The sequence below is a fragment of the Pseudomonas piscis genome (assembly GCF_009380155.1).
GTDB classification, from domain to species: domain Bacteria; phylum Pseudomonadota; class Gammaproteobacteria; order Pseudomonadales; family Pseudomonadaceae; genus Aquipseudomonas; species Aquipseudomonas piscis.
The window spans coordinates 1,311,668-1,335,991 of sequence record NZ_WHUV01000001.1 but is presented as its reverse complement, the minus strand read 5'-3'; the positions used below and the strand labels follow the sequence as shown (position 1 = coordinate 1,335,991).

General features: G+C 64.4%; 26 protein-coding genes. 14 read left to right on the top strand and 12 right to left on the bottom strand.

Annotated elements, in window-relative coordinates; genetic code table 11:
- From scpB to GDH07_RS06355, 4 genes are all read right to left on the bottom strand, one after another.
- On the bottom strand, window positions 1-996 hold the full coding sequence (scpB, locus tag GDH07_RS06370; protein WP_152896943.1) for an SMC-Scp complex subunit ScpB: 996 nt from the start codon (window positions 994-996) through the stop codon (window positions 1-3).
- A gap of 12 nt (window positions 997-1,008) precedes the next feature.
- On the bottom strand, window positions 1,009-1,707 hold the full coding sequence (locus tag GDH07_RS06365) for a segregation and condensation protein A (RefSeq protein WP_174435383.1): 699 nt from the start codon (window positions 1,705-1,707) through the stop codon (window positions 1,009-1,011).
- 120 nt (window positions 1,708-1,827) lie between these two features.
- Window positions 1,828-2,457, bottom strand: coding sequence for an L-threonylcarbamoyladenylate synthase (locus tag GDH07_RS06360; protein ID WP_031321142.1), 630 nt, complete (start codon window positions 2,455-2,457; stop codon window positions 1,828-1,830).
- Window positions 2,458-2,470: 13 nt separating this feature from the next.
- Entirely contained in the window at window positions 2,471-3,331 is an 861-nt protein-coding gene (locus tag GDH07_RS06355) for a PHP domain-containing protein (protein WP_343038177.1), read from the bottom strand.
- 87 nt (window positions 3,332-3,418) lie between these two features.
- Between GDH07_RS06355 and GDH07_RS06350 the strand changes: the two genes are divergently transcribed.
- From GDH07_RS06350 to GDH07_RS06325, 6 genes are all read left to right on the top strand, one after another.
- Window positions 3,419-4,015 carry a septation protein A gene (locus GDH07_RS06350; protein ID WP_022642993.1) on the top strand — a complete coding sequence of 199 codons (597 nt, stop codon included), beginning with the start codon at window positions 3,419-3,421 and terminating at the stop codon, window positions 4,013-4,015.
- Between the two features lies 1 nt (window position 4,016).
- Window positions 4,017-4,316 carry a YciI family protein gene (locus tag GDH07_RS06345; protein ID WP_022642992.1) on the top strand — a complete coding sequence of 100 codons (300 nt, stop codon included), beginning with the start codon at window positions 4,017-4,019 and terminating at the stop codon, window positions 4,314-4,316.
- A 109-nt stretch (window positions 4,317-4,425) separates the two neighbouring features.
- On the top strand, window positions 4,426-4,836 hold the full coding sequence (locus GDH07_RS06340) for an SH3 domain-containing protein (protein WP_022642991.1): 411 nt from the start codon (window positions 4,426-4,428) through the stop codon (window positions 4,834-4,836).
- A 7-nt stretch (window positions 4,837-4,843) separates the two neighbouring features.
- Complete coding sequence (locus tag GDH07_RS06335; protein ID WP_152896941.1) at window positions 4,844-5,521, top strand: response regulator transcription factor; 678 nt, start codon at window positions 4,844-4,846, stop codon at window positions 5,519-5,521.
- Window positions 5,522-5,714: 193 nt separating this feature from the next.
- The gene (locus GDH07_RS06330; RefSeq protein ID WP_053135142.1) at window positions 5,715-6,152 is read left to right on the top strand and encodes a Spy/CpxP family protein refolding chaperone; all 438 of its coding nucleotides are present in this window, start codon (window positions 5,715-5,717) and stop codon (window positions 6,150-6,152) included.
- A gap of 64 nt (window positions 6,153-6,216) precedes the next feature.
- Entirely contained in the window at window positions 6,217-7,557 is a 1,341-nt protein-coding gene (locus GDH07_RS06325) for a sensor histidine kinase (RefSeq protein ID WP_343038176.1), read from the top strand.
- A gap of 80 nt (window positions 7,558-7,637) precedes the next feature.
- On the opposite strand, the gene GDH07_RS06320 is transcribed toward GDH07_RS06325, so the two are convergent.
- The gene (locus tag GDH07_RS06320; protein ID WP_022642987.1) at window positions 7,638-8,204 is read right to left on the bottom strand and encodes an NAD(P)H nitroreductase; all 567 of its coding nucleotides are present in this window, start codon (window positions 8,202-8,204) and stop codon (window positions 7,638-7,640) included.
- A 123-nt stretch (window positions 8,205-8,327) separates the two neighbouring features.
- Between GDH07_RS06320 and GDH07_RS06315 the strand changes: the two genes are divergently transcribed.
- Complete coding sequence (locus GDH07_RS06315; RefSeq protein WP_053135149.1) at window positions 8,328-9,782, top strand: TrkH family potassium uptake protein; 1,455 nt, start codon at window positions 8,328-8,330, stop codon at window positions 9,780-9,782.
- On the opposite strand, the gene GDH07_RS06310 is transcribed toward GDH07_RS06315, so the two are convergent.
- The gene (locus GDH07_RS06310) at window positions 9,739-10,800 is read right to left on the bottom strand and encodes an AraC family transcriptional regulator (RefSeq protein WP_152896940.1); all 1,062 of its coding nucleotides are present in this window, start codon (window positions 10,798-10,800) and stop codon (window positions 9,739-9,741) included. The genes GDH07_RS06315 and GDH07_RS06310 overlap by 44 nt on opposite strands.
- Window positions 10,801-10,959: 159 nt before the next feature.
- Here GDH07_RS06310 and GDH07_RS06305 point away from each other — a divergent pair, with 159 nt between their 5' ends.
- A complete protein-coding gene (locus GDH07_RS06305; RefSeq protein WP_022642985.1) occupies window positions 10,960-11,271 on the top strand; it encodes an Mpo1-like protein in 312 nt (103 codons plus the stop codon).
- A 137-nt stretch (window positions 11,272-11,408) separates the two neighbouring features.
- Here GDH07_RS06305 and GDH07_RS06300 read toward each other — a convergent pair whose 3' ends face one another.
- Entirely contained in the window at window positions 11,409-12,230 is an 822-nt protein-coding gene (locus GDH07_RS06300) for a UDP-2,3-diacylglucosamine diphosphatase (RefSeq protein ID WP_022642984.1), read from the bottom strand.
- A 132-nt stretch (window positions 12,231-12,362) separates the two neighbouring features.
- Here GDH07_RS06300 and GDH07_RS06295 point away from each other — a divergent pair, with 132 nt between their 5' ends.
- Together GDH07_RS06295 and GDH07_RS06290 are read left to right on the top strand one after the other, a co-directional pair.
- Window positions 12,363-13,178, top strand: a complete 816-nt coding sequence (locus GDH07_RS06295; protein WP_053135158.1) for an AraC family transcriptional regulator — start codon at window positions 12,363-12,365, stop codon at window positions 13,176-13,178.
- Window positions 13,179-13,224: 46 nt separating this feature from the next.
- A complete protein-coding gene (locus GDH07_RS06290; RefSeq protein WP_152896939.1) occupies window positions 13,225-14,118 on the top strand; it encodes a DMT family transporter in 894 nt (297 codons plus the stop codon).
- Here GDH07_RS06290 and GDH07_RS06285 read toward each other — a convergent pair.
- Complete coding sequence (locus GDH07_RS06285; protein WP_022642980.1) at window positions 14,112-14,399, bottom strand: Rdx family protein; 288 nt, start codon at window positions 14,397-14,399, stop codon at window positions 14,112-14,114. The genes GDH07_RS06290 and GDH07_RS06285 overlap by 7 nt on opposite strands.
- 71 nt (window positions 14,400-14,470) lie before the next feature.
- Here GDH07_RS06285 and GDH07_RS06280 point away from each other — a divergent pair, with 71 nt between their 5' ends.
- A complete protein-coding gene (locus tag GDH07_RS06280) occupies window positions 14,471-16,660 on the top strand; it encodes a patatin-like phospholipase family protein (RefSeq protein WP_152896938.1) in 2,190 nt (729 codons plus the stop codon).
- A 100-nt stretch (window positions 16,661-16,760) separates the two neighbouring features.
- Here the strand turns inward: GDH07_RS06280 and GDH07_RS06275 are convergent, their stop codons facing one another.
- Window positions 16,761-17,195, bottom strand: coding sequence for a MarR family transcriptional regulator (locus tag GDH07_RS06275; RefSeq protein WP_022642978.1), 435 nt, complete (start codon window positions 17,193-17,195; stop codon window positions 16,761-16,763).
- Window positions 17,196-17,315: 120 nt separating this feature from the next.
- Entirely contained in the window at window positions 17,316-19,439 is a 2,124-nt protein-coding gene (gene recQ, locus GDH07_RS06270; protein ID WP_152896937.1) for a DNA helicase RecQ, read from the bottom strand.
- Between the two features lie 332 nt (window positions 19,440-19,771).
- Here recQ and GDH07_RS06265 point away from each other — a divergent pair, with 332 nt between their 5' ends.
- Together GDH07_RS06265 and GDH07_RS06260 are read left to right on the top strand one after the other, a co-directional pair.
- Window positions 19,772-20,359: a UPF0149 family protein gene (locus GDH07_RS06265; protein WP_053135167.1), complete on the top strand. Its 588-nt coding sequence runs from the start codon at window positions 19,772-19,774 to the stop codon at window positions 20,357-20,359.
- 10 nt (window positions 20,360-20,369) lie between these two features.
- Window positions 20,370-20,765 (top strand): YbaN family protein, encoded by a 396-nt coding sequence (locus GDH07_RS06260; protein WP_152896936.1) that lies wholly within the window; start codon window positions 20,370-20,372, stop codon window positions 20,763-20,765.
- Window positions 20,766-20,780: 15 nt separating this feature from the next.
- Here GDH07_RS06260 and GDH07_RS06255 read toward each other — a convergent pair whose 3' ends face one another.
- Together GDH07_RS06255 and GDH07_RS06250 are read right to left on the bottom strand one after the other, a co-directional pair.
- A complete protein-coding gene (locus tag GDH07_RS06255) occupies window positions 20,781-21,377 on the bottom strand; it encodes a tRNA-uridine aminocarboxypropyltransferase (protein WP_152896935.1) in 597 nt (198 codons plus the stop codon).
- A 172-nt stretch (window positions 21,378-21,549) separates the two neighbouring features.
- On the bottom strand, window positions 21,550-22,443 hold the full coding sequence (locus GDH07_RS06250) for a LysR family transcriptional regulator (RefSeq protein WP_031321135.1): 894 nt from the start codon (window positions 22,441-22,443) through the stop codon (window positions 21,550-21,552).
- A 356-nt stretch (window positions 22,444-22,799) separates the two neighbouring features.
- On the opposite strand from GDH07_RS06250, the gene speB reads away from it, so the two are divergent.
- On the top strand, window positions 22,800-23,750 hold the full coding sequence (gene speB, locus GDH07_RS06245; RefSeq protein ID WP_022642973.1) for an agmatinase: 951 nt from the start codon (window positions 22,800-22,802) through the stop codon (window positions 23,748-23,750).
- Window positions 23,751-24,324 lie beyond the last annotated feature (574 nt).

Genomic DNA, 24,324 nt, shown 5'->3' with positions numbered 1-24,324 from the left:
TCAATCTTCCAGCAGGCGCCGCTCTTGCTCGATCGCCTCGGCCAGGGCCCGGGCTTCGGCTTCTTCTTCGCTCAGCTGGGGTTCCAGGGCCGCCACGGCAGCCAGCAGCTTGGCCCGGGCCTCGGCGACACCCAGCACATCGTCCCCTGGCGCCTCGGGCGACTCGTCCACCGGGAAGTCCGCCAGAGGCTCCAGCGGCTCACCGCTGGCAGGTTCAGGCGGCTCGTCAGCAGCGGTGGTACTCGGCTCCTGCGCCTCGTGAAGCTGGTCCTGCTCGGGATCGTCACGGTGCAGATCGTCGAAATCGGTCTTGAGCCCTTCCTCCATGGAGTCCAGCTCCAGCAACAAGGTATGGAAGCTGGTTTCCTCCTGGGGCGGCTCGGGCTCGGCGCTGGCGTCGGCCAGTTGCTGCAGATGCTCGGGCACCGGCGCATCGTCGAACTCCAGCACCGGCTCGGCTTCCATCTCGCGCAGCTCGGCCAGCGGCGGCAGCTCGTCAAGGCTCTTGAGGTTGAAGTGATCGAGAAAAGCCTTGGTGGTGGCGAACATCGCCGGCTTGCCAGGCACATCGCGATACCCCACCACTCGAATCCACTCGCGCTCGATCAGGGTCTTGACGATGTTGCTGTTGACCGCCACGCCACGCACATCCTCGATCTCGCCGCGGGTGATGGGCTGGCGGTAGGCGATCAGCGCCATGGTTTCCAGCAACGCCCGGGAATAGCGCTGAGGCCGCTCTTCCCAGAGACGGCCGACCCAGGGAGCGAACTTCTCGCGGATCTGCAGGCGATAGCCGGAGGCCACCTCCTTGAGCTCGAAGGCCCGTCCTTCGCAGGACTTGCCCAATAGCGCCAGGGCCTTCTTGAAGACCGCCGGGTCAGGCCGCTCGGCCTCCTCGAACAGCTCGTAGAGCCGCTCCAGGGACTGGGGCTTTCCCGAGGCCAACAGGAAGGCTTCGAGCAGGGAGGCCAGCTCGCGGGGTTCGTTCAGATTCATGATTTAAGCTCGTTATTCGGCTCGCGCCCGTACGTGGATGGCCGCAAAGGGCTCGTTCTGCACCAGCTCGACCAGGGACTCCTTCACCAGTTCGAGGATCGCCATGAAGGTCACCACCACCCCCAGGCGCCCTTCCTCGGCGCTGAACAGCTCGACGAAGGGCACGAAACCGCCGCCCTTGAGGCGTTCCAGCACATCGCTCATGCGTTCCCGGGTGGACAGGGCCTCGCGGCTGACCTGGTGGCTCTCGAACATGTCGCCCCGGCGCAAGACCTCGGCCATGGACATCAGCACCTCTTCCAGCGCCACGTCCGGCAACAGCTTGCGCACCTGGGCCTGGGGCGCATCGAGCTTGGGCACCAGCACCTCGCGACCGACCCGGCTCAACTCGTCGATGCCTTCGGCGGCGGCCTTGAAGCGCTCGTATTCCTGCAGGCGGCGGATCAGCTCGGCGCGGGGGTCCTGTTCTTCTTCCTCGATCTCGGCCGAACGCGGCAAGAGCATGCGCGACTTGATCTCGGCCAGCATGGCCGCCATCACCAGGTACTCGGCCGCCAGCTCCAGGCGCACCGACTGCATCAGCTCCACGTAGCCCATGTACTGGCGGGTGATCTCCGCCACCGGGATATCGAGAATGTCGATGTTCTGCTTGCGAATCAGGTACAGCAGCAAGTCCAGCGGGCCCTCGAAGGCTTCGAGGAAGACCTCCAGGGCATCGGGCGGGATGTACAGGTCCAGGGGCATTTCCATGACCGCCTGGCCGTAGACCATGGCGAATGGCAGCTCCTGCTGGGCGCCGGCCTGCTCGTCGACGGTTTCCACTGCAGACATCTAGGCCTCGGCCATGAAGGGCGCTGGATCGCCGCAACCGACGCGGATCACTTGCGGCTCGCCGTCGGCGAGGCTGATCACCGTGGAGGATTCGGTGCTGCCGAAACCACCGTCGATGATCAGGTCCACCTGGTGCTCCAGCAACTGGCGCATCTCGTGCGGGTCGCTCAAGGCCTCGGTATCGCCGGGCATGATCAGGCTGACGCTCATCAGCGGCTCGCCCAGTTCGGCCAGCAACGCCAGGGCGATGGGATTGCTCGGCACCCGCAGGCCGATGGTGCGGCGCTTGGGATGCAACAGCAGGCGCGGCACTTCACGGGTGGCATTGAGAATGAAGGTATAGGGCCCGGGCACATGGGCCTTGAGCAGGCGGAAGGTGCCGGTATCGATCTTGGCGAACAGCCCCAGTTGCGAGAGATCGCTGCAGATCAATGCAAAGTTGTGCTTGTCGTCAAGTTGGCGCAGGCGCCGTACCCGCTCGATCGCGCCCTTGTCGCCCATCTGGCAGGCAACGGCGTAGGACGAATCCGTGGGATAGATCACCACACCGCCGCCACGAATGATCTCCACGGCCTGCTTGATCAGGCGTGGCTGGGGGTTTTCCGGGTGGATCTGGAAAAATTGACTCACTGTCTCTACCTGCTCAGGCGGCAATAATTGGCTCATGCTTGAACCGACACCAAAGTGGCGGCAGGTCCTCGGGGACCGGGCGGTACTCACCGATCTCGGACCAGCCCCCCGGGCCATGGAAGTCACTGCCGGCGCTGACCAGCAGTCCGAATTCACGGGCAAGGATGGACAGGCTGCCCACTTGCTCCGCTGGTTGGTGACCATTGACCACCTCGATGGCGTGGCCACCGGCTTGAATATAGTCGGCAATCAGCCGGCGACGCTTGCTGCGGGTGAAATCGTAGTGCCAGGGATGGGCCAGGCTGACCCAGGCGCCGGCCTCGCGCAGGGTGGCGACGGTTTCCTCAAGGGTCGGCCAGTGCTGCTTGACGTCTCCCAGCTTGCCGGCACCGAGCCATTTGCGAAACGCCTCGGCACGATCCTTGACGAAACCCGCACGCACTAGATAGTCGGCGAAATGCGGGCGCGCCGGGGCATTACCGCTGTCGCCCAGCTCCTGCTGGATCGCCCGGGCGCCCTCCAGGGCCCCCGGCATGCCCTTGAGGGCCAGCTTGCGGCTGATTTCCTCGGCACGCAGCCAACGCCCCTCATGCAGCTTGCCAATGGCCTCCACCAGCGCCGGGGCCTCGACGTCGAAGCCATACCCCAATACGTGAATGGTTGCACCGCCCCAAGTGCAGGACAGCTCGACACCGTTGACCAACTGCATGCCCAGCTCCCGGGCGGCGGTGCGCGCCTCGGCCAGGCCCTCGACGGTATCGTGGTCGGTCAGGGACAGGATTCGCACACCTTTCTCGTACGCCCGGGCCACCACCGCCGCGGGCGCCAGGGCGCCGTCGGAGGCCGTGCTATGGCAGTGCAAATCAATGTTCACGGGACGGTAAAACCTCGAATCAGCTGGCGCTTTCGCTACCTGGGATGTTTGTTATTATGCCGACACATCCTGCTTCTGGCTGCCACTGTGAAACAATTCATCGACTTCATCCCGCTGTTCCTGTTCTTCATCGTCTACAAAATCGACCCTCGCGTCGTCGACCTCGCCGGTCACGAAGTCACCCTGGGCGGCATCTACAGCGCCACGGCGGTGCTGATCATCAGTTCCCTGGTGGTCTACGGAGCGCTGTTCATCTCCCAGCGCAAGCTGGAGAAAAGCCAGTGGCTGACCCTGATCGCCTGCCTGGTATTCGGCAGCCTGACCCTGGCCTTCCACAGCGAAACCTTCCTCAAGTGGAAAGCCCCGGTGGTCAACTGGCTGTTCGCCCTGGCCTTCATCGGCAGCCACTTCATCGGCGACAAACTGCTGATCAAGCGCATCATGGGCCACGCCCTGAGCCTGCCGGACGCAGTCTGGACCCGCTTGAACATCGCCTGGATCGCGTTCTTCCTGTTCTGTGGCGCGGCCAACCTGTTCGTCGCCTTCACCTTCCAGAGCATCTGGGTCGACTTCAAGGTATTCGGCAGCCTGGGCATGACTGTACTGTTCCTGGTGGGCCAGGGTATCTACCTGTCGCGCCATCTACATGACACCGACTCCACCACTCCGAAAACCGAGGACTGACATGCTTTACGCAATTATTGCCACAGACGTCGCCAACTCCCTGGAAAAACGCCAGGCCGCGCGCCCGGCGCACCTGGAGCGCCTGAAGCAGCTCCAGGCCGAGGGTCGGGTGGTGCTGGCCGGCCCGCATCCAGCGGTGGACAGCGAAGATCCGGGCGCAGCGGGCTTCACTGGCAGCCTGATCGTCGCCCAGTTCGATTCCCTGGCCGCCGCCCAGGCCTGGGCCGAGGCCGATCCGTTCGTGACCGCTGGCGTCTATGGCAACGTTCTGGTCAAGCCCTTCAAGCAATCCATGCCGTAACCCCCTCCCACGCGGTGAACCTTCCCGGTTCATCGCGCTCTCAATCGCTCATTATTCTCGTTTGACGGCCGACAACCTGCCCAACATCCGATTGGAATCAGGAGTTTCGATGCGCCAAGGTCCGTTGTGCCTGTTGTTGGTCATGTTGTCGATCGGGGCCCCGGCCCTCGCCGAGGAAACCCAGGAAGGCGGGTACTCGACGCCGCTGTCCCTGAGCGCTGGTAGCCAGATCACCGAGCTGCAGCAACGCTTGAAGGAAAGCGAGCGCCAGCGCGAGGAATTGAGCAAACAGCTGCAAAGTGCCGATGCCGAACGGGAAAGCCCACAACTGGCCCGCTTGCGCCAGGAGAACCAGCGTCTCAAGCTGCAACTCAAGGAGGCCCAGGCCAACCCGACGCCGCGCCTCTTGACCGAACAGCAGCAATGGTTCATCACCGGCGGCGGCGTGGCCCTCATCGCCCTGCTCTGCGGTATCTTTGCCAGTGGCGGGCACCGCAGACGTCGACAATGGCTAAATTGAGTGATTCATGAGCGACCTGTTACTGATTGATGATGACCAGGAGCTGTGCGAGCTCCTGAGCAGTTGGCTGAGCCAGGAAGGCTTCCAGGTTCGTGCCTGCCATGACGGCCTCAGCGCCCGCCGGGCCCTGGCCGACCACACACCAGCAGCTGTGGTGCTGGATGTGATGCTGCCCGATGGCAGCGGCCTGGAGCTGCTCAAGCAACTGCGCAACGACCACCCCGAACTGCCGGTACTGATGCTCTCGGCCCGTGGCGAACCCCTGGACCGTATCCTCGGCCTGGAGCTGGGCGCCGACGACTACCTGGCCAAGCCCTGCGACCCTCGCGAACTCACCGCCCGCCTGCGTGCCGTGCTGCGCCGTAGCCACCCGGTAGCAGCCTCCAGCCAGCTGGAACTGGGCGACCTGTGCTTCAGCCCGGTACGCGGAGTGGTCGCCCTAGACGGCCAGGACATCAGCCTGACGGTTTCCGAAAGCCGCCTGCTCGAAGCATTGCTCAAGCAACCGGGCGAACCCCTGGACAAGCAGGAACTGGCACAGATCGCCCTGGGTCGCAAGCTGACCCTGTACGACCGCAGCCTGGACATGCACGTGAGCAACCTGCGCAAGAAGATCGGCCCCCATCCAGACGGCCGCCCCCGGATCGTCGCCCTGCGCAGCCGCGGCTACTACTACAGCCTCTAACCACCGGCCCGTAGCCGCCTGGCTACGGGATCGCCACCCTGGAACAAGCGACAACGTCACCTATGGCGGTTTTGTCAGGAGGCCGGCCTCGCGTCTTTACCCAAGCTTTACCCTCAGTTGACCGCCGCTGACCTTGATGTGCGTAACCTGAACTCATCCGGAACCGACCGGGAATGAGACAAGGAGACACACCATGCGCAAGACCCTGATCGCCCTGATGTTCGCCGCCGCCCTGCCGACCGTGGCCATGGCCATGCCCGAAGGCAACGGCCCCATGGGCCCGATGGATGGCCCACGGCATAGCGAGCACATGCGTGGCAAAGGCCCCTGGAGCCAGCTGGACCTAAGCCGCGAACAGCGCCAGCAGATCGGCAAGCTGATGGGCGAGCAAATGCACGAACGCAAGGCGCTCGTGGAGAAATACCTGGAGAAACTCTCCCCGGCCGACCAGAAGGCCATGAAGGACGAGCTGGCCGCCAAGCACCAGAAGACCCAGGCCGATATCCGCGCCCTGCTCAAGCCTGAACAACAGAAGCAGTTCGACGCCAACCTCAAGAAACAGGAAGAACGCCGCGCCGAATGGGCCCAGTTCAAGGCCTGGAAAGCGCAACAGCCGCAAAAAGCGCAATAATGCGCTAGCGTCCCCACCAGCCCAGTGGCCCCGCCACTGGGCTTCGTGCATTCAAGGAGTCTTTGTGCGTTCATTGTTCTGGCGTGTCCTGGCCAGCTTCTGGCTGGCCATTGCCCTGGTTGCCGGGCTGTCGATCCTGCTGGGCCACATGCTCAACCAGGACGCCTGGATCCTCAGCCGCCACCCGGGCCTGAACAACCTTGCCGAGCAATGGACGCAGACCTACGAGGAACAAGGCGAAGACGCTGCCCAGGAAGTCCTCCAGCAGCGCAAGCGCCAATATCACATCGACGTCCAGGTGCTCAACGAAAGCGGCGACCCGGTGGTACGCGGCACCTTCCCACGCCGCGCGGCCGCCTTCGAGGCACGACAGAACAACGATGACCGACGCCTGCCCTGGCGCCGCCTGACAGCCGAATACACCAGCCCGCGAACCGACGACACCTACCTGTTCATCTACCGCATTCCGCACCCGGAGCTGAACGCCTGGCATCGCGACAGCCTCACCTGGCCCCTCAGCGCCCTGGCCATCGCCCTGGTGGTGCTGACCCTGTTCAGCCTGCTGGTGACGCTATCGATCACCCGCCCCCTGAGCCGCCTGCGAGGCGCGGTGCACGACCTGGGCCAGACTACCTACCAGCAGAACAGCCTGGCCCGCCTGGCCAACCGCCGTGACGAATTTGGCGTGCTGGCCCGAGACTTCAACCGCATGGGTTCGCGCCTGCAGGGGCTGATCGGCAGCCAGCGCCAACTGCTGCACGACGTATCCCATGAACTGCGCTCGCCCCTGGCACGCCTGCGCATCGCCCTGGCGCTGGCGGAACGGGCCGCACCCCAGGAACGCGAACAGCTCTGGCCACGACTGACCCGTGAATGCGATCGCCTGGAAGCCTTGATCAGCGAGATCCTGGTCCTGGCCCGGGTCGATGCCGACAACGCCAGTGCCGAGCAGGTGGACCTCAATGCCCTGCTCCTGGCCTTGCAGAAAGACGCACAGCTGGCTTGCTCCGAGCAACTGGTACAGATCGAGGCCCAGCCCCAGCTGCAAATACGTGGCTGGCCCACCCTTCTCGAACGGGCCCTGGACAACCTGCTGCGCAATGCCCAGCGCTTCAACCCGGCCGGGCAACCGATCGAGGTCCAGGCCCGGCGCCAGGGCGAACGAATCCTGATCAGCGTGCGCGACCATGGCCCCGGGGCGCCCGAGGAGTACCTGGCCCAGCTGGGCGAGCCGTTCTTCCGTGCCCCCGGGCAAAGCACCGCCGGGCACGGCCTGGGCCTGGCCATCGCGCGCCGCGCGGCAGAACGCCACGGCGGCAGCCTGATCCTGGACAACCATGCCCAGGGCGGTTTCATCGCCACCCTGGAACTGCCGCTGGTCCCCGGCGCCGTGGTCCAGGCCTGAATGCACAACGGGCAAGTCGTTGCCACCAGAGCCGGTGACGACGTACTTGCCCGCTGGTAACGCGAGATCGCTGGAGCCGGTCAGGCCTTGGCGGTCCAGGCGCTGACGAACTCGCTGGTATCGACTTTGGGCGCGATCCGCGGCTCGTTCAGTGGTGTCCCCAGATACAGGAAGGCGATGACTTCTTCCTCTTCAGCCAAGCCCAGGCCCTTGGCCACATGGGGCGAGTAGGACAGCTCGCCGGTACGCCACACGGCGCCGATGCCCTGGGCGTAGGCCGCCAGCAGGATGCCATGGGCCGCACAGCCCGCAGCCAGCAGTTGCTCGCTGCGGGGTACCTTGAAGTGCTCTTGCAAGCGGGCGACCACCACGACCACCAGTGGCGCGCGCAGCGGCATGGCGCGGGCCTTGTCCACTGCCGCCTGGGTCACTTCGCCACCTTGCAGTTGCACCGCCTCGACCAGCAGCTCGCCCAGGCTGTCGCGCGCCTCGCCCTCCACCGTCAGGAACCGCCAGGGCCGCAATTGACCATGATCGGGAGCACGCAGGGCCGCGGCGAACAGCGCCTCACGCTGCTGCGCGTTGGGAGCAGGCTCCACCAGGCGTGGCACGGAAACACGGTTGAGCAAAGCGTCGAGAGCCTCCATCGGCCACCTCCTTGGAAAAAATGTCCGGCTATTCTAGCGGTATCCGCTAACCGGATGCCTGGTTTACATGCCCTGCCCCGCAGGTAGAATGAGCGCCTTTCTCTTCCAGCCCGAGCTGAACACATGGCGTTGCCGACCCTCAGGATCATTGGTTTCATCATCGGCATCTTCCTGATCACCCTGGCCATCGCCATGGTCGTGCCCATGGCGACGCTGGTGATCTTCGAGCGCACAGGCGACTTGCCGTCGTTCCTCTGGGCCAGCCTGATCACCTTCATCGCCGGCCTGGCCCTGGTGCTCCCGGGACGGCCCGAGCATGTGCACCTGCGCCCCAGGGACATGTACCTGCTGACCGTCTCCAGCTGGGTGGTGGTGTGCATCTTCGCCGCCTTGCCGTTCCTGCTGACCCAGCACATCAGCTACACCGACTCGTTCTTCGAGAGCATGTCCGGCATCACGGCCACCGGTTCCACGGTGCTCAGTGGACTGGACGACATGTCCCCGGGGATCCTGATCTGGCGTTCGTTGCTGCACTGGCTGGGAGGCATCGGCTTCATCGGCATGGCGGTGGCGATCCTGCCGCTGCTGCGCATCGGTGGCATGCGCCTGTTCCAGACCGAATCCTCGGACCGCTCGGAGAAGGTCATGCCGCGCTCGCACATGGTGGCCCGGCTGATCGTCGCCACCTACGTGGGCATCACCATCATCGGCAGCCTGGCGTTCTGGTGGGCCGGGATGAACGTGTTCGATGCCATCAACCACGCCATGTCGGCGATCTCCACCGGCGGCTTCTCCACCTCGGACGAATCCCTGGCCCACTGGAAGCAACCAGCGGTGCACTGGGTGGCCGTGCTGGTGATGATCCTCGGCAGCCTGCCGTTCACCCTGTACGTGGCCACCCTGCGTGGCAACCGCCGGGCGCTGCTCAAGGACCAGCAAGTCCAGGGGCTGCTGGCCATGCTGCTGGTGACCTGGCTGGTACTGGGCACCTGGTACTGGTGGACCACCAACCTGCATTGGCTCGATGCCCTGCGCCACGTGGCGCTGAACGTGACCTCGGTGGTCACTACCACCGGATTCGCCCTGGGCGACTACAGCCTGTGGGGCAATTTCTCGCTGATGCTGTTCTTCTACCTGGGTTTCGTCGGTGGCTGCTCGGGTTCTACCGCCGGCGGGATCAAGATCTTCCGCTTCCAGGTGGCCTACATCCTGCTCAAGGCCAACCTCAACCAGCTGATCCACCCTCGGGCGGTGATCAAGCAGAAGTACAACGGTCATCGCCTGGACGAGGAAATCGTCCGCTCGATCCTGACTTTTTCGTTCTTCTTCGCCATTACCATCTGCGTGATCGCCCTGGCCTTGTCGCTGCTGGGCCTGGACTGGATGACCGCCCTGACCGGCGCCGCCAGTACCGTTTCCGGTGTGGGCCCGGGCCTTGGGGAAACCATCGGCCCGGCGGGCAACTTCTCCACCCTGCCGGATGCCGCCAAGTGGATCCTGTCCCTGGGCATGCTCCTGGGACGCCTGGAGATCATCACGGTGTTCGTGTTGTGTATTCCGGCGTTCTGGCGTCATTGACCGAGGCCGGCAACTCCGCCAGCCGCGCCCGGTACTCGCCGGGCGTGGCATCGAACCAGCGGCGGAAGGCCCGGAAGAAGTTGCTCGGATCGGCGAACCCCAACAGATAGGCGATCTCCAGCAAGGTCATGTTCGGCTGCGCCAGGTACTGCTCGGCCAGCTCCCGGCGCGTGTCGTCGAGCAGCGCCTGGAAGCTGGTGCCCTCTTCCTGCAGGCGACGCTGCAAGGTGCGCTGGGACAGGTGCAGGATCTGCGCCACCCGCTCGCGCTTGGGCTCGCCCTGGGGCAACAGGCGGCATAGCACCTGGCGCGCCTTGTGGGTCACCCGGCTTTCGGAAAAACGCGCCAGGTACTCGCCGGCAAACCGGTCGTGCAGCTGGGCCATGGCCTCGTTGGCAGTGGGCAACGTGCTCTCCATGTCGGTCCGCTCGAAGATCAGCGCATCGAAGGGCGCGGCGAACATCAGCGGCGCATGGAACATGTCCTTGTAGGGCTGGGTGTCCTCGGGTTGCGGTCCCTGCAGCATCACCTTGCGTGGCCGCAGGTCACGGCCGGTGAGCCAGCCGCACAGGGCCAGGGCGCAGGCCAGGGACGCCTCGGCGCTCTGCCGGGTCGGCGGCAGGTGGTCGCCATGCACCGTGAGGATCAACGCATAACCTTCGGGCAACAGGCGAAAGCTCAGGTCGGCGCTTTCGGCAATGATCCGCTGGTAGCGCACCAGCCGCTGGAAACCCTCGGCCAGGGTCCGGCTCGACATCAGGGCATAACCGGCCACATTGAAGGACGCCGGGCGCACCACCTTGCCCATGTTCAGGCCGATCGCCGGGTTGCCGGACAGCTCCACCGCCCGCTGCCACAGCCGGGTCATGGAGTCCTGGGTGAAACGCGCGTCCGGATCTTCCAGGGCGGCATAGTCGAGCCCCAGCTGCTCGAACAGGACACGACAATCCAGGCCATCCATTTCCAGGGCCTTGACGATTCCCAGGGTCCAGCTCGCCGACGTGGTTCGTTCGCTCATGAGGGCTTCTTATATGATGAGCCGCAGGTAACGGCCAATTTCGCAAGGATACTAAAGTGGCGCCTATTGTCACTGGCCGCTGCGGCCCAGGACTCTAGACTCAGGTAGGCTCCTTGCAGAACACCCGCTCACATAACAACAAGCACCGAGACCGCAGCCATGGAAAACGTCCGCCAGTTCCACAGCTTCGCCGAGTTCTACCCCTATTACCTGAGCGAGCACAGCGACAGCACCTGCCGCCGCCTGCACTTCATCGGCACCACCCTGGTGATCTTCCTCCTGGCCCTGGCCATCGGCAAAGGTGCCTGGCTGTTGCTGCTGGCCTTGCCGGTGGCGGGCTACGGCTTCGCCTGGGTCGGGCATTTCTTCTTCGAGAAGAACCGCCCCGCGACCTTCCAGCATCCGCTGTACAGCCTGCTGGGCGACTTCGTCATGTACCGCGACATGCTGCTGGGCAAGGTGCCCTTCTAGGCCGGGCCGCTGCCGGGGGGAGATGTTGCTGCAAAGGTAGCGCCAGGCTCATCGCCGACAGGTAAATGCGCTGAATAGCTTCAAGACGGCCTGCCCGAGCCGGTCAGCCCGGCTCAGGCAAACCCAAACCCCAGGATTCAGGCAGGTTCGGCCAGCTTCATGCGCTCGGCCTTGAGCTGGGCCTCGCGGGCCTGGGCTTCGGCCAGGCGATAGAGCTCGATGGTGCCATCCCAATGCTCGATCAGCGCCGTGCAGGATTCCACCCAATCCCCGCAGTTGAGGTACTCCACCTCGCCCACCTTGCGGATCTCGGCATGGTGGATATGGCCGCAGACCACACCGTGCAGCTCGCGCTTGACGCATTCATGGGCGATGGCTTCCTCGAAATCACTGATGAAGCTCACGGCGGTCTTGACCTTGTGCTTGAGGTAGGCCGACAACGACCAGTAGCCATAGCCGTAGCGCGCCCGCCAGTGGTTGAGCCAGCGGTTGAGGGTCAGGGTGAACTCGTAGGCCGAATCGCCCAGGAACGCCAGCCAGCGGTGATAGCGGGTAATGACGTCGAACTGGTCGCCGTGGATCACCAGCAGGTGGCGGCCATCCGCGGTGACGTGCACCGCCTCGTCCACCAACTGGATGTTGCCCAGGATCAGCTTGGAATAGCGCCGCAGGAATTCGTCGTGATTGCCGGTGACGTAGATCACCTCGGTGCCGCGCTTGCTCATGGTCAGCAAGCGACGGATGACGTTGGTGTGGGCTTGGGGCCAGTACATCCCACCCCTCAGCTTCCAGCCATCGATGATGTCGCCCACCAGGTAGATGCGGTCGGCGTGATAGCTCTTGAGAAACTGCGCCAGGTGCTCGGCCTGGCAATCCCGGGTGCCCAGGTGCACATCCGAGATCCACAGGGTGCGTACCCGCTGCTTGCGACTGGGTTTGGCGAGTTCGGCATGGGTCATGGACGCTCTCCGGGATTTTTTGCGAGCTTGCTCCCAAGCGGTTAATGGCCCATGACAGATATGCGGCAGAGCGATGACAGCGCGAAAGGCCCGACGGCCGGTGTAGACTGCGGGCCTGCCAAGGAGATCGCGATGGGATCTATCCTCACCCTGCGCCACTACAGCCACGACCTGATCGCCCACAGCCACGAGCATGCGCAACTGGTATTCGGCCTTTCGGGCCAACTCGACTTCGAGGTCGAGGGCCAGGGCAGCCAAGTGCGGCAGCAGAGCTTCGTGGTGGTGCCGGCCGGCGCCCGGCATATCTGCGGCAGCCCCGGCGGCAGCCAGTGCCTGGTGCTGGACATACCCGGCGAACATTGGCTCGGCCAGTCCCTGGGAGAACATGCCGAGGCCAGCCGACGCTTGCTCGACAGCCCGCGGCGCCAGGTCCTGGCGCCGAACCAGAGCCGCCTGGTCAACTGGCTGGCGGACAGCCCGGTGGACGACCCGTTGATCGCCCAGCAAGGGGCGGTGCTGCTATTGGCCAGCCTCAACCATCCGGCCGCTGGCCACCCTGGTGAACGACGCCTGCCCTTTGCCGCGCTGAACGCCCATATCGATCGCCACGCCGCCCATCCCTTGCAGGTGGCCGACCTGGCGCGAATCGCCGGTTTGTCCGGCACACGCCTGCACGCGCGCTTCATCGCCGAATGCGGGCGCACGCCCATGGACTACGTGCGCAGCCGACGCCTGCACATGGCCGTGGAACTGTTGCGTGGCTCGTCGATGCCCATCGGCGAGGTGGCCGACCGCGTAGGCTATGGCTCCCAGAGCGCTTTCTCGGCGGCGATATTGCGCGAATTCGGCCGCTCGCCCCGCCAGTTGCGCCAAGAAGCGCGCGCGAGTTGCTCGACAAAAGCCGGCAGCCTCGCGACAGACGACATCGGTGCCGGCCCCGTAGACTGAGCCCATCGTCCCGGCCATCACGGCCCGTCTTGCGTTAAGGAATGACATGACCCCGCGTACCGCCCTTGGCGCCCTGCATATCGGCGCACTGATGTTCGGCCTGACCGGTGTGTTCGGCAAACTGGCCGCCGCTTCACCGGCGGTCATCGTGTTCGGCCGCGCGGCCTTTGCCGTGCTCGCCCTGGGGTTCTTCGCCGGCCTGGCCAGCAATGCGCCCTGGCAGCGGCTGGCCACCGGCGACTGGTTGCGCTTGCTGCTCAGCGGCCTGTTGCTGGCGGGCCACTGGGTGAGCTTCTTCGTCTCGGTCAAGATCGCCGGCGTGGCCATCGCCACCCTGGGTTTTGCCAGCTTCCCGGCCTTCACGGTGATTCTCGAAGGCTTGATCTTCCGCGAGCGGATCCGCATCAACGAGATCGTGCTGGTAGCCCTGGTAAGCATCGGCCTGGTGCTGGTTACCCCGGACTTCGACCTCGCCAGCCAGGCCACCACCGGCCTGCTCTGGTCCGTGGCCTCGGGCTTGCTGTTCTCCCTGCTGTCGCTGAACAACCGCGCCGGCTCGGGACGGATTCCAGCGGTACAGGCGGCGCTGTGCCAGAACCTGGTGGTGGGCCTTTGCCTGCTGCCGGTGGCGGCGCCGGAACTGCCCGAGGTACCCGCCATGGACTGGCTGTGGATCAGCCTGCTGGGCATCTTCTGCACCGGCCTGGCCCACAGCCTGTTCGTCGCCAGCCTGGCGGTGATCAAGGCACGCACCGCGGCGGTGGTCTTCGCCCTGGAGCCGGTCTACGGGATCACCGTGGCCTGGGTGCTGTTCGGCGAGAACCCGACCCTGCGCATGCTGCTGGGTGGAGCCTTGATCATCACTGCGATCGTGGTCTCCAGCCGCCTGTCCGCGGGTTCAGGCAGCCAGGGCAAAACCGCCCAGGCAGGCTCTCACTGAGACCGGTCGTTGTGGCCCAGGTCACGCTCGGGATCGATGCAGTCGCGGACCCGTTGCTTGAGCACCTTGGCTTCGGGAAAACCGCCATCGGCCTTGCGCTCCCAGATCTGCACGCCATCGCACTGGATGCGGAAAGTACCGCCGGTGGCGGGCTCCAGGGAGACCTTGGCCAGGTCGTCGCTGAAGGTGCTCAACAGCTCCTGAGCCAGCCAGGCCGCTCGCAGCAGCCACTGGCACTGGGTGCAATAGGTGATGATCACTTCGGGTTTACGTTCAGTCATGGTACGGCCGGGTCCTGAGTTCGAGGGCGTCGCTATAATAGCCGGCTTTATCGCCAGCCCCGAGAAGCCTGATGCGCCGCTTGCTGTCTTGCCTGTTGCTCTGCCTGCTCCCCGTGATCGCCCATTGCGCCGAGCCTGCGCATCCGAAAATCGGCCTGGTGCTGTCCGGTGGCGCCGCCCGCGGCCTGGCCCATGTCGGGGTGCTCAAGGCCCTGGAAGAACAAGGCATCCGCATCGACGCCATCGCCGGTACCAGCATGGGTGCGGTGATCGGCGGGCTCTACGCCTCGGGCTACCAGATCGACGAGCTGGAGAAGCTGGCCCTGGAGATCGACTGGAAGCAGGCCCTGTCCGATGCGCCGCCCCGGGAAGACGTACCCTTTCGGCGCAAGCAGGATGACCGCGATTTCCTGGTCAAGCAGAAGCTCAGTTTCCGCGACGACGGCAGCCTGGGCCTGCCGCTGGGCGTGATCCAGGGCCAGAACCTCGCCCTGTTGCTGGAAAGCAAGCTGGCCCACGCCAGCGACACCCGCGATTTCGACAAGCTGCCGATCCCGTTCCGGGCGGTAGCCACCGATATCGCCAGTGGTGAAAAAGTCGTGTTCCGCAAGGGCCACCTGCCCCAGGTGATTCGCGCCAGCATGTCGATCCCGGCGGTATTCGCCCCGGTGGAACTCGACGGCCGGTTGCTGGTGGACGGCGGCATGACCGACAACATCCCGCTGGACGTGGCCCGGGAAATGGGTGTGGATATCGCCATCGTGGTGGATATCGGCACGCCGCTACGCTCGCGCAAGCAGCTCAACACAGTGGTCGACGTGCTGACCCAGTCCATCACCCTGATGACCCGGCGCAACTCCGAGGAACAGCTGGCCGCGCTGCACAAGGACGACGTGCTGGTCCAGCCGGCACTCTCGGCATTCGGCGTCACCGATTTCGGCCGCGCCCAGGAGATTATCGACGCTGGCTACCGCGCCACCCGGATCCTCGACACCCGACTGGCCCACTTGCGCCGGGAAAATCCGCAGCCCGCGCAGCTCACCGCCGCCCGCCAGCCCAGCCAGCGCACGCCGATCATCAGCCAGATCAAGGTGGAAAACGATTCCAAGGTCAGTGACGACGTCATCCGCTACTACATCCGCCAGCACATCGGCGAGCCCCTGGACCTGGGCCGCCTGGAAACCGACATGGGCACCCTCTACGGCCTGGACTTCTTCGAGCAGGTGCAATACCGGGTGATCCACAAGGGCCAGGACAATACCCTGGTGATCAGCGCCCGGGGCAAGCGCAGCGGCACCGATTACCTGCGCCTGGGCCTGAGCCTGTCCGATGACTTGCGCGGCGACAGCGCCTTCAACATCGGCGCCAGCTACCGCATGAACGGCATCAACAGCCTCGGCGCGGAGTGGCTGACGCGACTGCAGATCGGCGACCGCCAGGAGCTGTACAGCGAGTTCTACCAACCGCTGGATGCCGGCTCGCGCTACTTCGTCGCCCCATTCATCACTGCGCAGTCGCAAAACGTCGAGGCCACCCTGGACAACGACCCCATCGCCGAATATCGCGTCGAGCGCTACGGCTTCGGCCTCAACCTGGGCCGGCAGATCGGCAACAGCGGCGAGGTGCGCTTCGGTGTGGGCGAAGCCTGGGGCAACGCCGATGTACGCATCGGCGACCAGGACCTGCCGAAGCTGCACTTCAACGAAGGCTACTACCAGCTGCAGTACTCCTTCGACTCCCTGGACAACGTCTACTTCCCCCACTCGGGTGAAGACATTCGCCTGACCCTGCGCCAGTTCGAACCGGGCCTGGGCTCGGACAAGCACTACCGCCAATGGGAGTTCAAGCTGGACAAGGCCCTGAGCAGCGGCCCCAACACCTTCATCCTCGGCGGGCGCTATGGGCGGACCCTGGACACTGCCGACGTGGTGACGTCCAGCTTCCTGCTGGGCGGTGCGCGACAGTTGTCGGGGTTTCGCCAAGACGCCCTGTCGGGACAGAACATCAGCCTGGCCCGCGCGGTGTATTTCCGCCGGCTCACACCACGCGCCTACCTGCCCCTGGATTTCCCGCTGTACCTGGGCGGCTCCCTGGAACGGGGCCGGGCCTGGAACAACGACAACGCCTTCGACAGCGGCTACATCAACGCGGCCAGTATCTTCCTGGGCTTCGATACGCCACTGGGGCCGCTGAATTTCAGCTATGGCTTCAACGACGAAAACCAGAAGGCACTGTCGCTGAACCTGGGCCAGACCTTCTGACAAGCGTGCGCCAGCGGCCCGCTGGCGCAGTGGCGACCAGCAGGATCAGCAATGATGGGAGATGATGAAGACCGGAGTCAGGCGACCCCGGTCGCAGGCTTCAGGACTTTTCCAGGTTGGCCAGGATACGTCCGTGGACACGCATGCAAACCCGCATGTCCTCTTCATCGACGCCAATGAACAATTCATGGCGCAAGGCAGTGGCGATAGTCTCGATCTGATCGATCAGGGGGCGCGCCGAAGGGCAGAGGACGATCTTCTTCGCCCGGCGATCTTCCATCACCGATTGCCGCTGGACCAGGCCCTGGGTTTCCAGGCTATCGAGCAAACGGGCCAGGGTCGGCCCTTCCACGCCGACGCTTTGCGCCAACTCGCGCTGGGTCGGCGCTTCTTCGAAACGGGCCAGGTGCAGCAGCACCAGCCAGCGGGCTTGCGAGAGGCCCAGGCCAGCCAGGCGGCGGTCCAGTTCAGCACGCCAGCCGCGGGACATTTGCGCCAGCTGCATGCCAAAACGGTGTTCATCGGTCAACGGCATAAAACACTCATGATCAGGCTGAAAATAAAGAAAAACTAATTATTAGTCAGCTAAGCATGCCCCTTGCCAGTAGGCAAGTTCTGTAAGGCACTGAATCGTTACAACATTGACGCACCCAAGTTAAATCTCGAACTCCGATTGCAGCGCCGCACGCACGCAGTACAGCACGCCCTCGGGCACCCGGCCGGCGAACAACTCGATCACCTCGGCCACCGGCGGCAGCTCGCCCTCGCCATCGAGGAACGCGTCCTGGATTTCCCCCAGCAAGTCCTCGGGCAAATCCAGCGCCTGCTCCAGGGACAATTGCTGCTTGCCGATCGCTTCGGCGAGCAGGGTGTAGACGTTCTTTTCGGTGCATTGCAACTGACCGGCGATCTGCACCGGAGTCATGCCGGCACGGGCCAGGGTGATCAGTTCATGACGAATATCGGCAACCACCTTCGGCGCCTCGGCAGTTCCGCCCAGCACCTCGAGGAACGCCGCGCCATAGCGCTCCAGCTTGCGGGCACCGACACCGCTGACCCGAGCCATCTCGGCCAAGGACCCAGGCTGGCTGCGGAGCATTTCCAGCAAGGTCGAATCAGGGAAGATGACATAGGGCGGCACGCCGTGCTCTTCCGCCAGCTTGCGGCGCAACGCCCGCAGCGCCTCCCACTGCTCGCGCTCTTCGCCCCGGACCAGCTGGCTGGCCTGGCTGGTGCTCTTGGCCGTGGTTTGCGGCTTGAGATCGCGGCGCAGCTCCAGGGAGACTTCGCCCTTGAGCAGCGGCCGGCAACTGTCACTCAAGCGCAAGCCGCCGTAGCCTTCCAGGTCGATGTCGGCCAACCCGCGAGCCACCAGTTGGCGGAACAGCGAGCGCCACTCGCCTTCGCTACGGGCCTTGCCGACACCGAACACCGACAAGTGCTGATGACCGAAGCTGCGGACCTTTTCCGTGTCCTTGCCCAACAGCACGTCCACCAGGTGCCCGACGCCATAGCGCTGGCCGGTGCGGTAGATCGCCGACAGCGCCTGGCGCGCCGGCTCGGTGGCATCCCAGGTCTGCACTCCATCGACACAGTTGTCGCAATGACCGCAGGGCTGCGGCATGTCTTCATCGAAATAGGCCAGCAGCGCCTGGCGCCGGCAACGGGTTTCCTCGCACAGCGCCAGCATCGCGTCGAGCTTGTGCTGCTCGAGGCGTTTGTGGCGCTCGTCGCCCTCGGAGTTCTGCAGCATCTGCTTGAGCATCAGCACGTCCTGCAGTCCATAGGCCATCCAGGCATCGGCCGGCAGGCCGTCACGACCGGCACGCCCGGTTTCCTGGTAGTAGGCCTCCAGGGACTTGGGCAAGTCCAGGTGGGCGACGAAACGTACGTTGGGTTTGTCGATACCCATGCCGAAGGCGATGGTCGCCACCATGATCAGCCCCTCCTCGTTGAGGAAGCGCTTCTGGTGATAGGCGCGCAACTCGGCCGGCAACCCCGCGTGGTAGGGCAAGGCGGTGAAGCCCTGCTCGCAGAGGAATGCCGCCACCTCGTCGACTTTCTTGCGCGACAGGCAGTAGACGATCCCGGCATCGCTGCGCCGCTCGTTGAGAAACGCCTGCAACTGCTTGCGCGGCTGCTCCTTGGGCACGATCCGATAAAAGATGTTCGGCCGGTCGAAACTGGACAGGAAGCGCTCGGCGTTCTCCAGGTGCAGGCGATTGACGATCTCTTCGCGGGTTCGCTTGTCGGCGGTGGCCGTCAGGGCGATTCGCGGCACCTCGGGGAACATTTCCGCCAGTTGCCCCAGTTGCAGGTACTCGGGACGGAAGTCATGCCCCCATTGGGATACGCAGTGGGCTTCGTCGATGGCGAACAGGGCAATATCCAGGCTCTGCAAGAACGCCAGCATCCGCGGCTGGACCAACCGCTCGGGAGCGAGGTAGAGCATCTTCACTTCGCCACGCCGGATACGCACCGCCAGGTCACGCTGCTGCTCGGGGCTCAGGGTAGAGTTCAGCGCCGCAGCTGCGACTCCCAGCTCCTCCAGGGTGGCGACCTGGTCCTCCATCAGCGCGATCAATGGCGACACCACCACCGCCAGGCCAGAGCGCAACAATGCCGGGACCTGGAAGCACAGGGACTTGCCGCCACCGGTGGGCATCAGCACCAGCGCGTCGCCACCGCTGGCCACGCGCTCGATGATCGCCCCCTGGCGACCACGGAAACTGTCGTAGCCAAAGATGTCCTTGAGGACGCGCTGAGCCTGTTCGAGCATGAAAAACTCCAAAAATTACGGAAATCACCAGGGGGACGCCGTTGCCCGGTCGCCTGTGCGATGGGGCTTGGCACGGCGTCGCCGCCAGGTTGCAACGCCCACTTGCACCGGTGCCTGGAACCTCGGCACCGGCCTGGGCGGGCGGACCCGGCCTGGCCATCGGCCTGGCGGGTCACACGAAACGCGCGAGTATACCCGAGCCCTCCCCCGCAAAGGGTGCCGACAATGGACCGCTGGTAACCTTTGGAACCGCTCGCAGCTGCATCGTGGCTGGCCTGGGCGCTCAAGAAAGCCTAGAATTCAGCATCGTTTATTCCCCAAGGTAGCCGTCAATGTCCTTCGCTGAGCAACTAACCCGCCTGCAAGTCTTCCTCGATGCAGATGATCTGCACGACGAGGCGCTGGACTACGTGGCCGCTCACGGCTACCTGACCGCGCTGTCGATCTGCTCGGAAAGCGTCCCTGAGCGTGAATGGATCGACACCCTCTTCGCCGAGGAGCCGCACTACCGCGATGCCGCCGAGCGCGAAGCCATCGAATCGACCCTGCTGGCCCTGAAGGCGCACATCGCGCGCCAGCTGGCCTCGGATGAAGAATTCGAACTGCCTTGCGATCTCGACCTGGGCGACGACCCGGACGACTCCGACCTGCGCGGCTGGTGCATCGGCTTCATGGAAGGCGTATTCCTGCGTGAAGCGGCCTGGTTCGAAACCGCCGAGGAAGAAGTCAGCGAGATGCTCCTGCCGATCATGGTGGGTTCCGGCCTGTTCGACGAACAGCCCGAGTTCTCCGACATCGCCAGCGATGCCAACCTGATGGACGACATGATCGTGCAGATTCCTGAAGCACTGACCGCGTTGTACTTGCTGTGCAACGCCCCCGACGAAAAACCGGCACTGCTCAAGCCTCGCCACCACTGAGCCTGAGCCTATGGCCAAGCCCATAGGCCAGCGTCCCCTGCTGTTGCGTTACGTTCTACTGGCCATCGGCTGGTCGAGCGTAGCGCTAGGGGTACTCGGCATCTTCCTCCCGGTACTGCCCACCACTCCTTTCCTGCTGCTGGCGGCCGCCTGCTTCGCTCGCAGTTCTCCGCGCTTCTACCGATGGCTGGTAGACCACCCGCGCCTGGGTCCATGGATCCGCGACTATCTGGAAGGCAACGGCATTCCGCTCAAGGGCAAGGTCTATGCAATCGGCCTGATGTGGCTGAGCATCGGCTTGTCCTGCTACCTGGTGCCATTGCCCTGGGCCCGCGGTTTCATGCTCACCAGCGCGGTGCTGGTGAGCATCTACATCCTGCGCCAGAAGACCCTGCGCCGGCCCTGAAAAACCCGAGCGGGATCAGGGCTTGGCGTGGTTGCGCTGGTAGGTTTCGGCGCCCATGGCGGCGATCTGGCCTTCGATCAAGGCGTCGAAGGGACGCAGCAGCGGCTCGAACGAAGCCGGTGCCTCTAGGACCTGCAACGCCTCGACTATGGCCTCCAGGGTCGACAGGGCACCGGGACCGGGGGCCTTGCGCAGGCGATAACGCGAGGCTGGCGTAGCCTCCAGGGTGACCCGGGGCAATTGCGCCAACAGCGGGTTGAGATGCAGCAGCTTGCGCGCCTTGCGCCAGGTACCATCGGGGACCACCAGCAACATTGGCTCCTGGCTTGGCGAGTAGGCCCGCAGCGGTTGGGCAGCGTCCGCCGGAAACAGCAGGTGCGGCTGGTATCCGGGACGCCCGAGCAGCTCCGGCAGGTCCTCGAACACTTCCCCGACCCTCAGCTCGGCGTTGCTCAGCCCCAGTGCCGCCAGCCGCGCGGTATTCAGGGCGTGATTGACCTCGCTCGGATGCTGCAACACCAATACCCGGGTGCGACTGGATAACCGTGGAATCAGCGGACACAGGCAATGGCCAGCTGGACGCAGGCATCGCTCGCAACGTGTTCGAGACATGAAAACTCCTTGCAGGCTGTTGAAAAATGTAGGCGAGGCAGCCAGCGCAAGGCGAAAACAAGCGAAAAAGCGCAGTTTACGCGTGGTAAATGAGCATTTTGACCGGGCTGGCGCACCAGCCTGTTTTCAACGCAGCGATGGCAACACAGGTAGTTTTTTAACGGCCTGCTAGCTAGACCTGGTTCAACTGGGCCTTGAGCAGGTCCCGGAAAGTCTGGATCAAGGGCTCCCGGCCACGGCCACGGCGCATGATCATGGAAAACGGCGCCTGGTAACCGAAGGTCGCGGGCAGCAGCACCCGCAGATCGCCCCTGTCGGCCCAGGCTTGGGCATAGTGCTCCGGCAGGTAGCCGATATAGGCCCCGGAGAGCACCAGGATCAACTGCGCCTCCATGCTCTCCACCGTCGCCGCGCTATGCTTGAAGCCATGCCGGGCCAACTCGGCCTGGCTCCAGTAACCGCGCCCCACCATGCGCTGCTGGGTGATCACCTGCTCGGGGATCCGCCGCTCGCTGTACAGCGGATGGCGGTTGCTGCAATACAGCCAGTGCTGCTCGCGGTACAGCGGCATGTACACCAGGCCGCTCATGCGCGTGGAAAAAGCCCCGATGGCCAGGTCCAGGCGATTATCCTGCACCCCCAATTGCAGCTCGTGGGGGCTCATCACCGACAAGTGCAGGTGTACCGCCGGGTGTTCCTGGCTATAGGCGCCAATCGCCTCGGCGAACGGCAGGGCCTTGTCGCTCACGGTGGAGTCGATCACCCCCAGGTTCAGGGTGCCGCGCAACTCGCCCTTGAGCGCGGCGGCATACTGTTCGAAGCCCTCCAGCTCACCCAGCAGGCGCAGGGTTTCCTGGTGGAACAACTCGCCCTTGCTGGTCAGGCTGAACCCGCCCCGCCCCCGGTGGCATAACACCAACCCTAGGGACGCTTCCAGCTGGCTCATGTAGGTGCTGATGGCCGACGTCGACAGATTGAGCTCATGCTGGGCATTGGCAAACCCCTGATGCCTCACCACGCTGACGAAGATGCGCAATAGTTTCAGATCAGGTAAAGCGTTGGCCATGACAGGCTCCGCTAGCAGGTGAAAAAGACACCTTCCCTGTGGCGCACAGGCTCGCGACGCTGGGCGGTCGAGTAACTGCGATGACGTCCATGTGCAATTCAAATCAGCCCCGGCAACCCGGATGACGGCGACTGCACCACCAGCCGGGAGCGAGCGCCTGCGCCATGCAGGGCCTTGGAAAGCGCGCCAGAGTCTAGCCTGCCCGCTGCAATTAGTTTAGAAAAATCTGAACTAAGTATTTGCTCGTAGCGATTCTTTCCCCGCACTACATTTCGCAGAATCGGCCTCACTCGGTCGAATGGGCAGGACCTGCTGCGCCTCGACCCCATAAATAGAACAACGATGAGGCCTATCCCGTGGACAAGACTCTCCACCAACCACTGGGCGGCAACGAAATGCCGCGTTTCGGCGGCATCGCCACCATGATGCGTCTTCCCCATGTCACCACCCCTGCCGGCCTGGATGCCGCATTCGTCGGCGTTCCCCTGGACATCGGCACCTCGCTGCGCTCCGGCACCCGCTTCGGCCCGCGGGAGATCCGCGCCGAATCGGTGATGATCCGTCCCTACAACATGGCCACAGGCGCTGCGCCGTTCGACTCGCTGAACGTGGCCGATATCGGCGACGTGGCCATCAACACCTTCAACCTGCTGGACGCCGTGCGCATCATCGAGGAAGCCTACGACGCCATCCTCGAGCACAACGTCATTCCCATGACCCTGGGCGGCGACCACACCATCACCCTGCCGATCCTGCGGGCCATCCACAAGAAACACGGCAAGGTCGGCCTGGTGCACATCGACGCCCACGCGGACGTCAACGACCACATGTTCGGCGAGAAGATCGCCCATGGCACCACCTTCCGCCGCGCCGTGGAAGAAGGCCTGCTGGATTGCGACCGCGTGGTGCAGATCGGCCTGCGGGCCCAGGGCTACACCGCCGAGGACTTCAACTGGAGCCGCAAGCAGGGCTTCCGTGTGGTGCAGGCCGAAGAGTGCTGGCACAAGTCCCTGGCCCCGCTGATGGCCGAAGTCCGCGAGAAGGTCGGCAACGGTCCGGTGTACCTGAGCTTCGATATCGACGGCATCGACCCGGCCTGGGCACCAGGCACCGGCACCCCTGAAATCGGCGGCCTGACCACCATCCAGGCCATGGAAATCGTCCGTGGCTGCCAGGGCCTGGACCTGGTGGGCTGCGACCTGGTGGAGGTCTCGCCACCCTACGACACCACCGGCAACACTTCGCTGCTGGGGGCCAACCTGCTCTACGAAATGCTCTGCGTGTTGCCCGGCGTGACTCATCGCTGAGAACCAAGGCATGAGCCACTGGCATTACGTACTCGACGCCGCAGCCGGATGGCTCGCGGCGCCAACGGCCGATGCCGGCTTGCGTCACCACCGTCCCCAACCGTCGCTGCCCCGTGATGCCGAACCGGCATCGCAGGGTCGGCGGCGGACCAGGGATGGTTTCGTGGTACGGACACGTAGCGCGAACAACGTTGGCGCCGGCCTGCAAGCCGATGCCGGCGGGTTAATTCATGACGTGGCCACGATGTCGCGCATGCAAGGGGAGCGACACTTTAGCCAGGAGCGCGCCACCCTCGGGTTGCGCCAACAACAAGAAGGCCTATGGCTGGCCTGCCACGATTTTTTGTCCGCGATGCCGGAAAGGCTGCCACCCCCTTAGCCAATGTGATCGGAGCAGATCATGAATAACAACAACAAAGAAACACGCCTTAGCGGTACTGAAATCAACAGGGTCGAACAGATCCCCGGCCACGCACGCAACGCGAGAGCCCGCGACCGCCTGCGCCCTATCCCCGCCGGCATCCGACTTACTGTGCCCGAACGCCTCAGTGGCTCGCTGCGCGGCCTGTCGCCC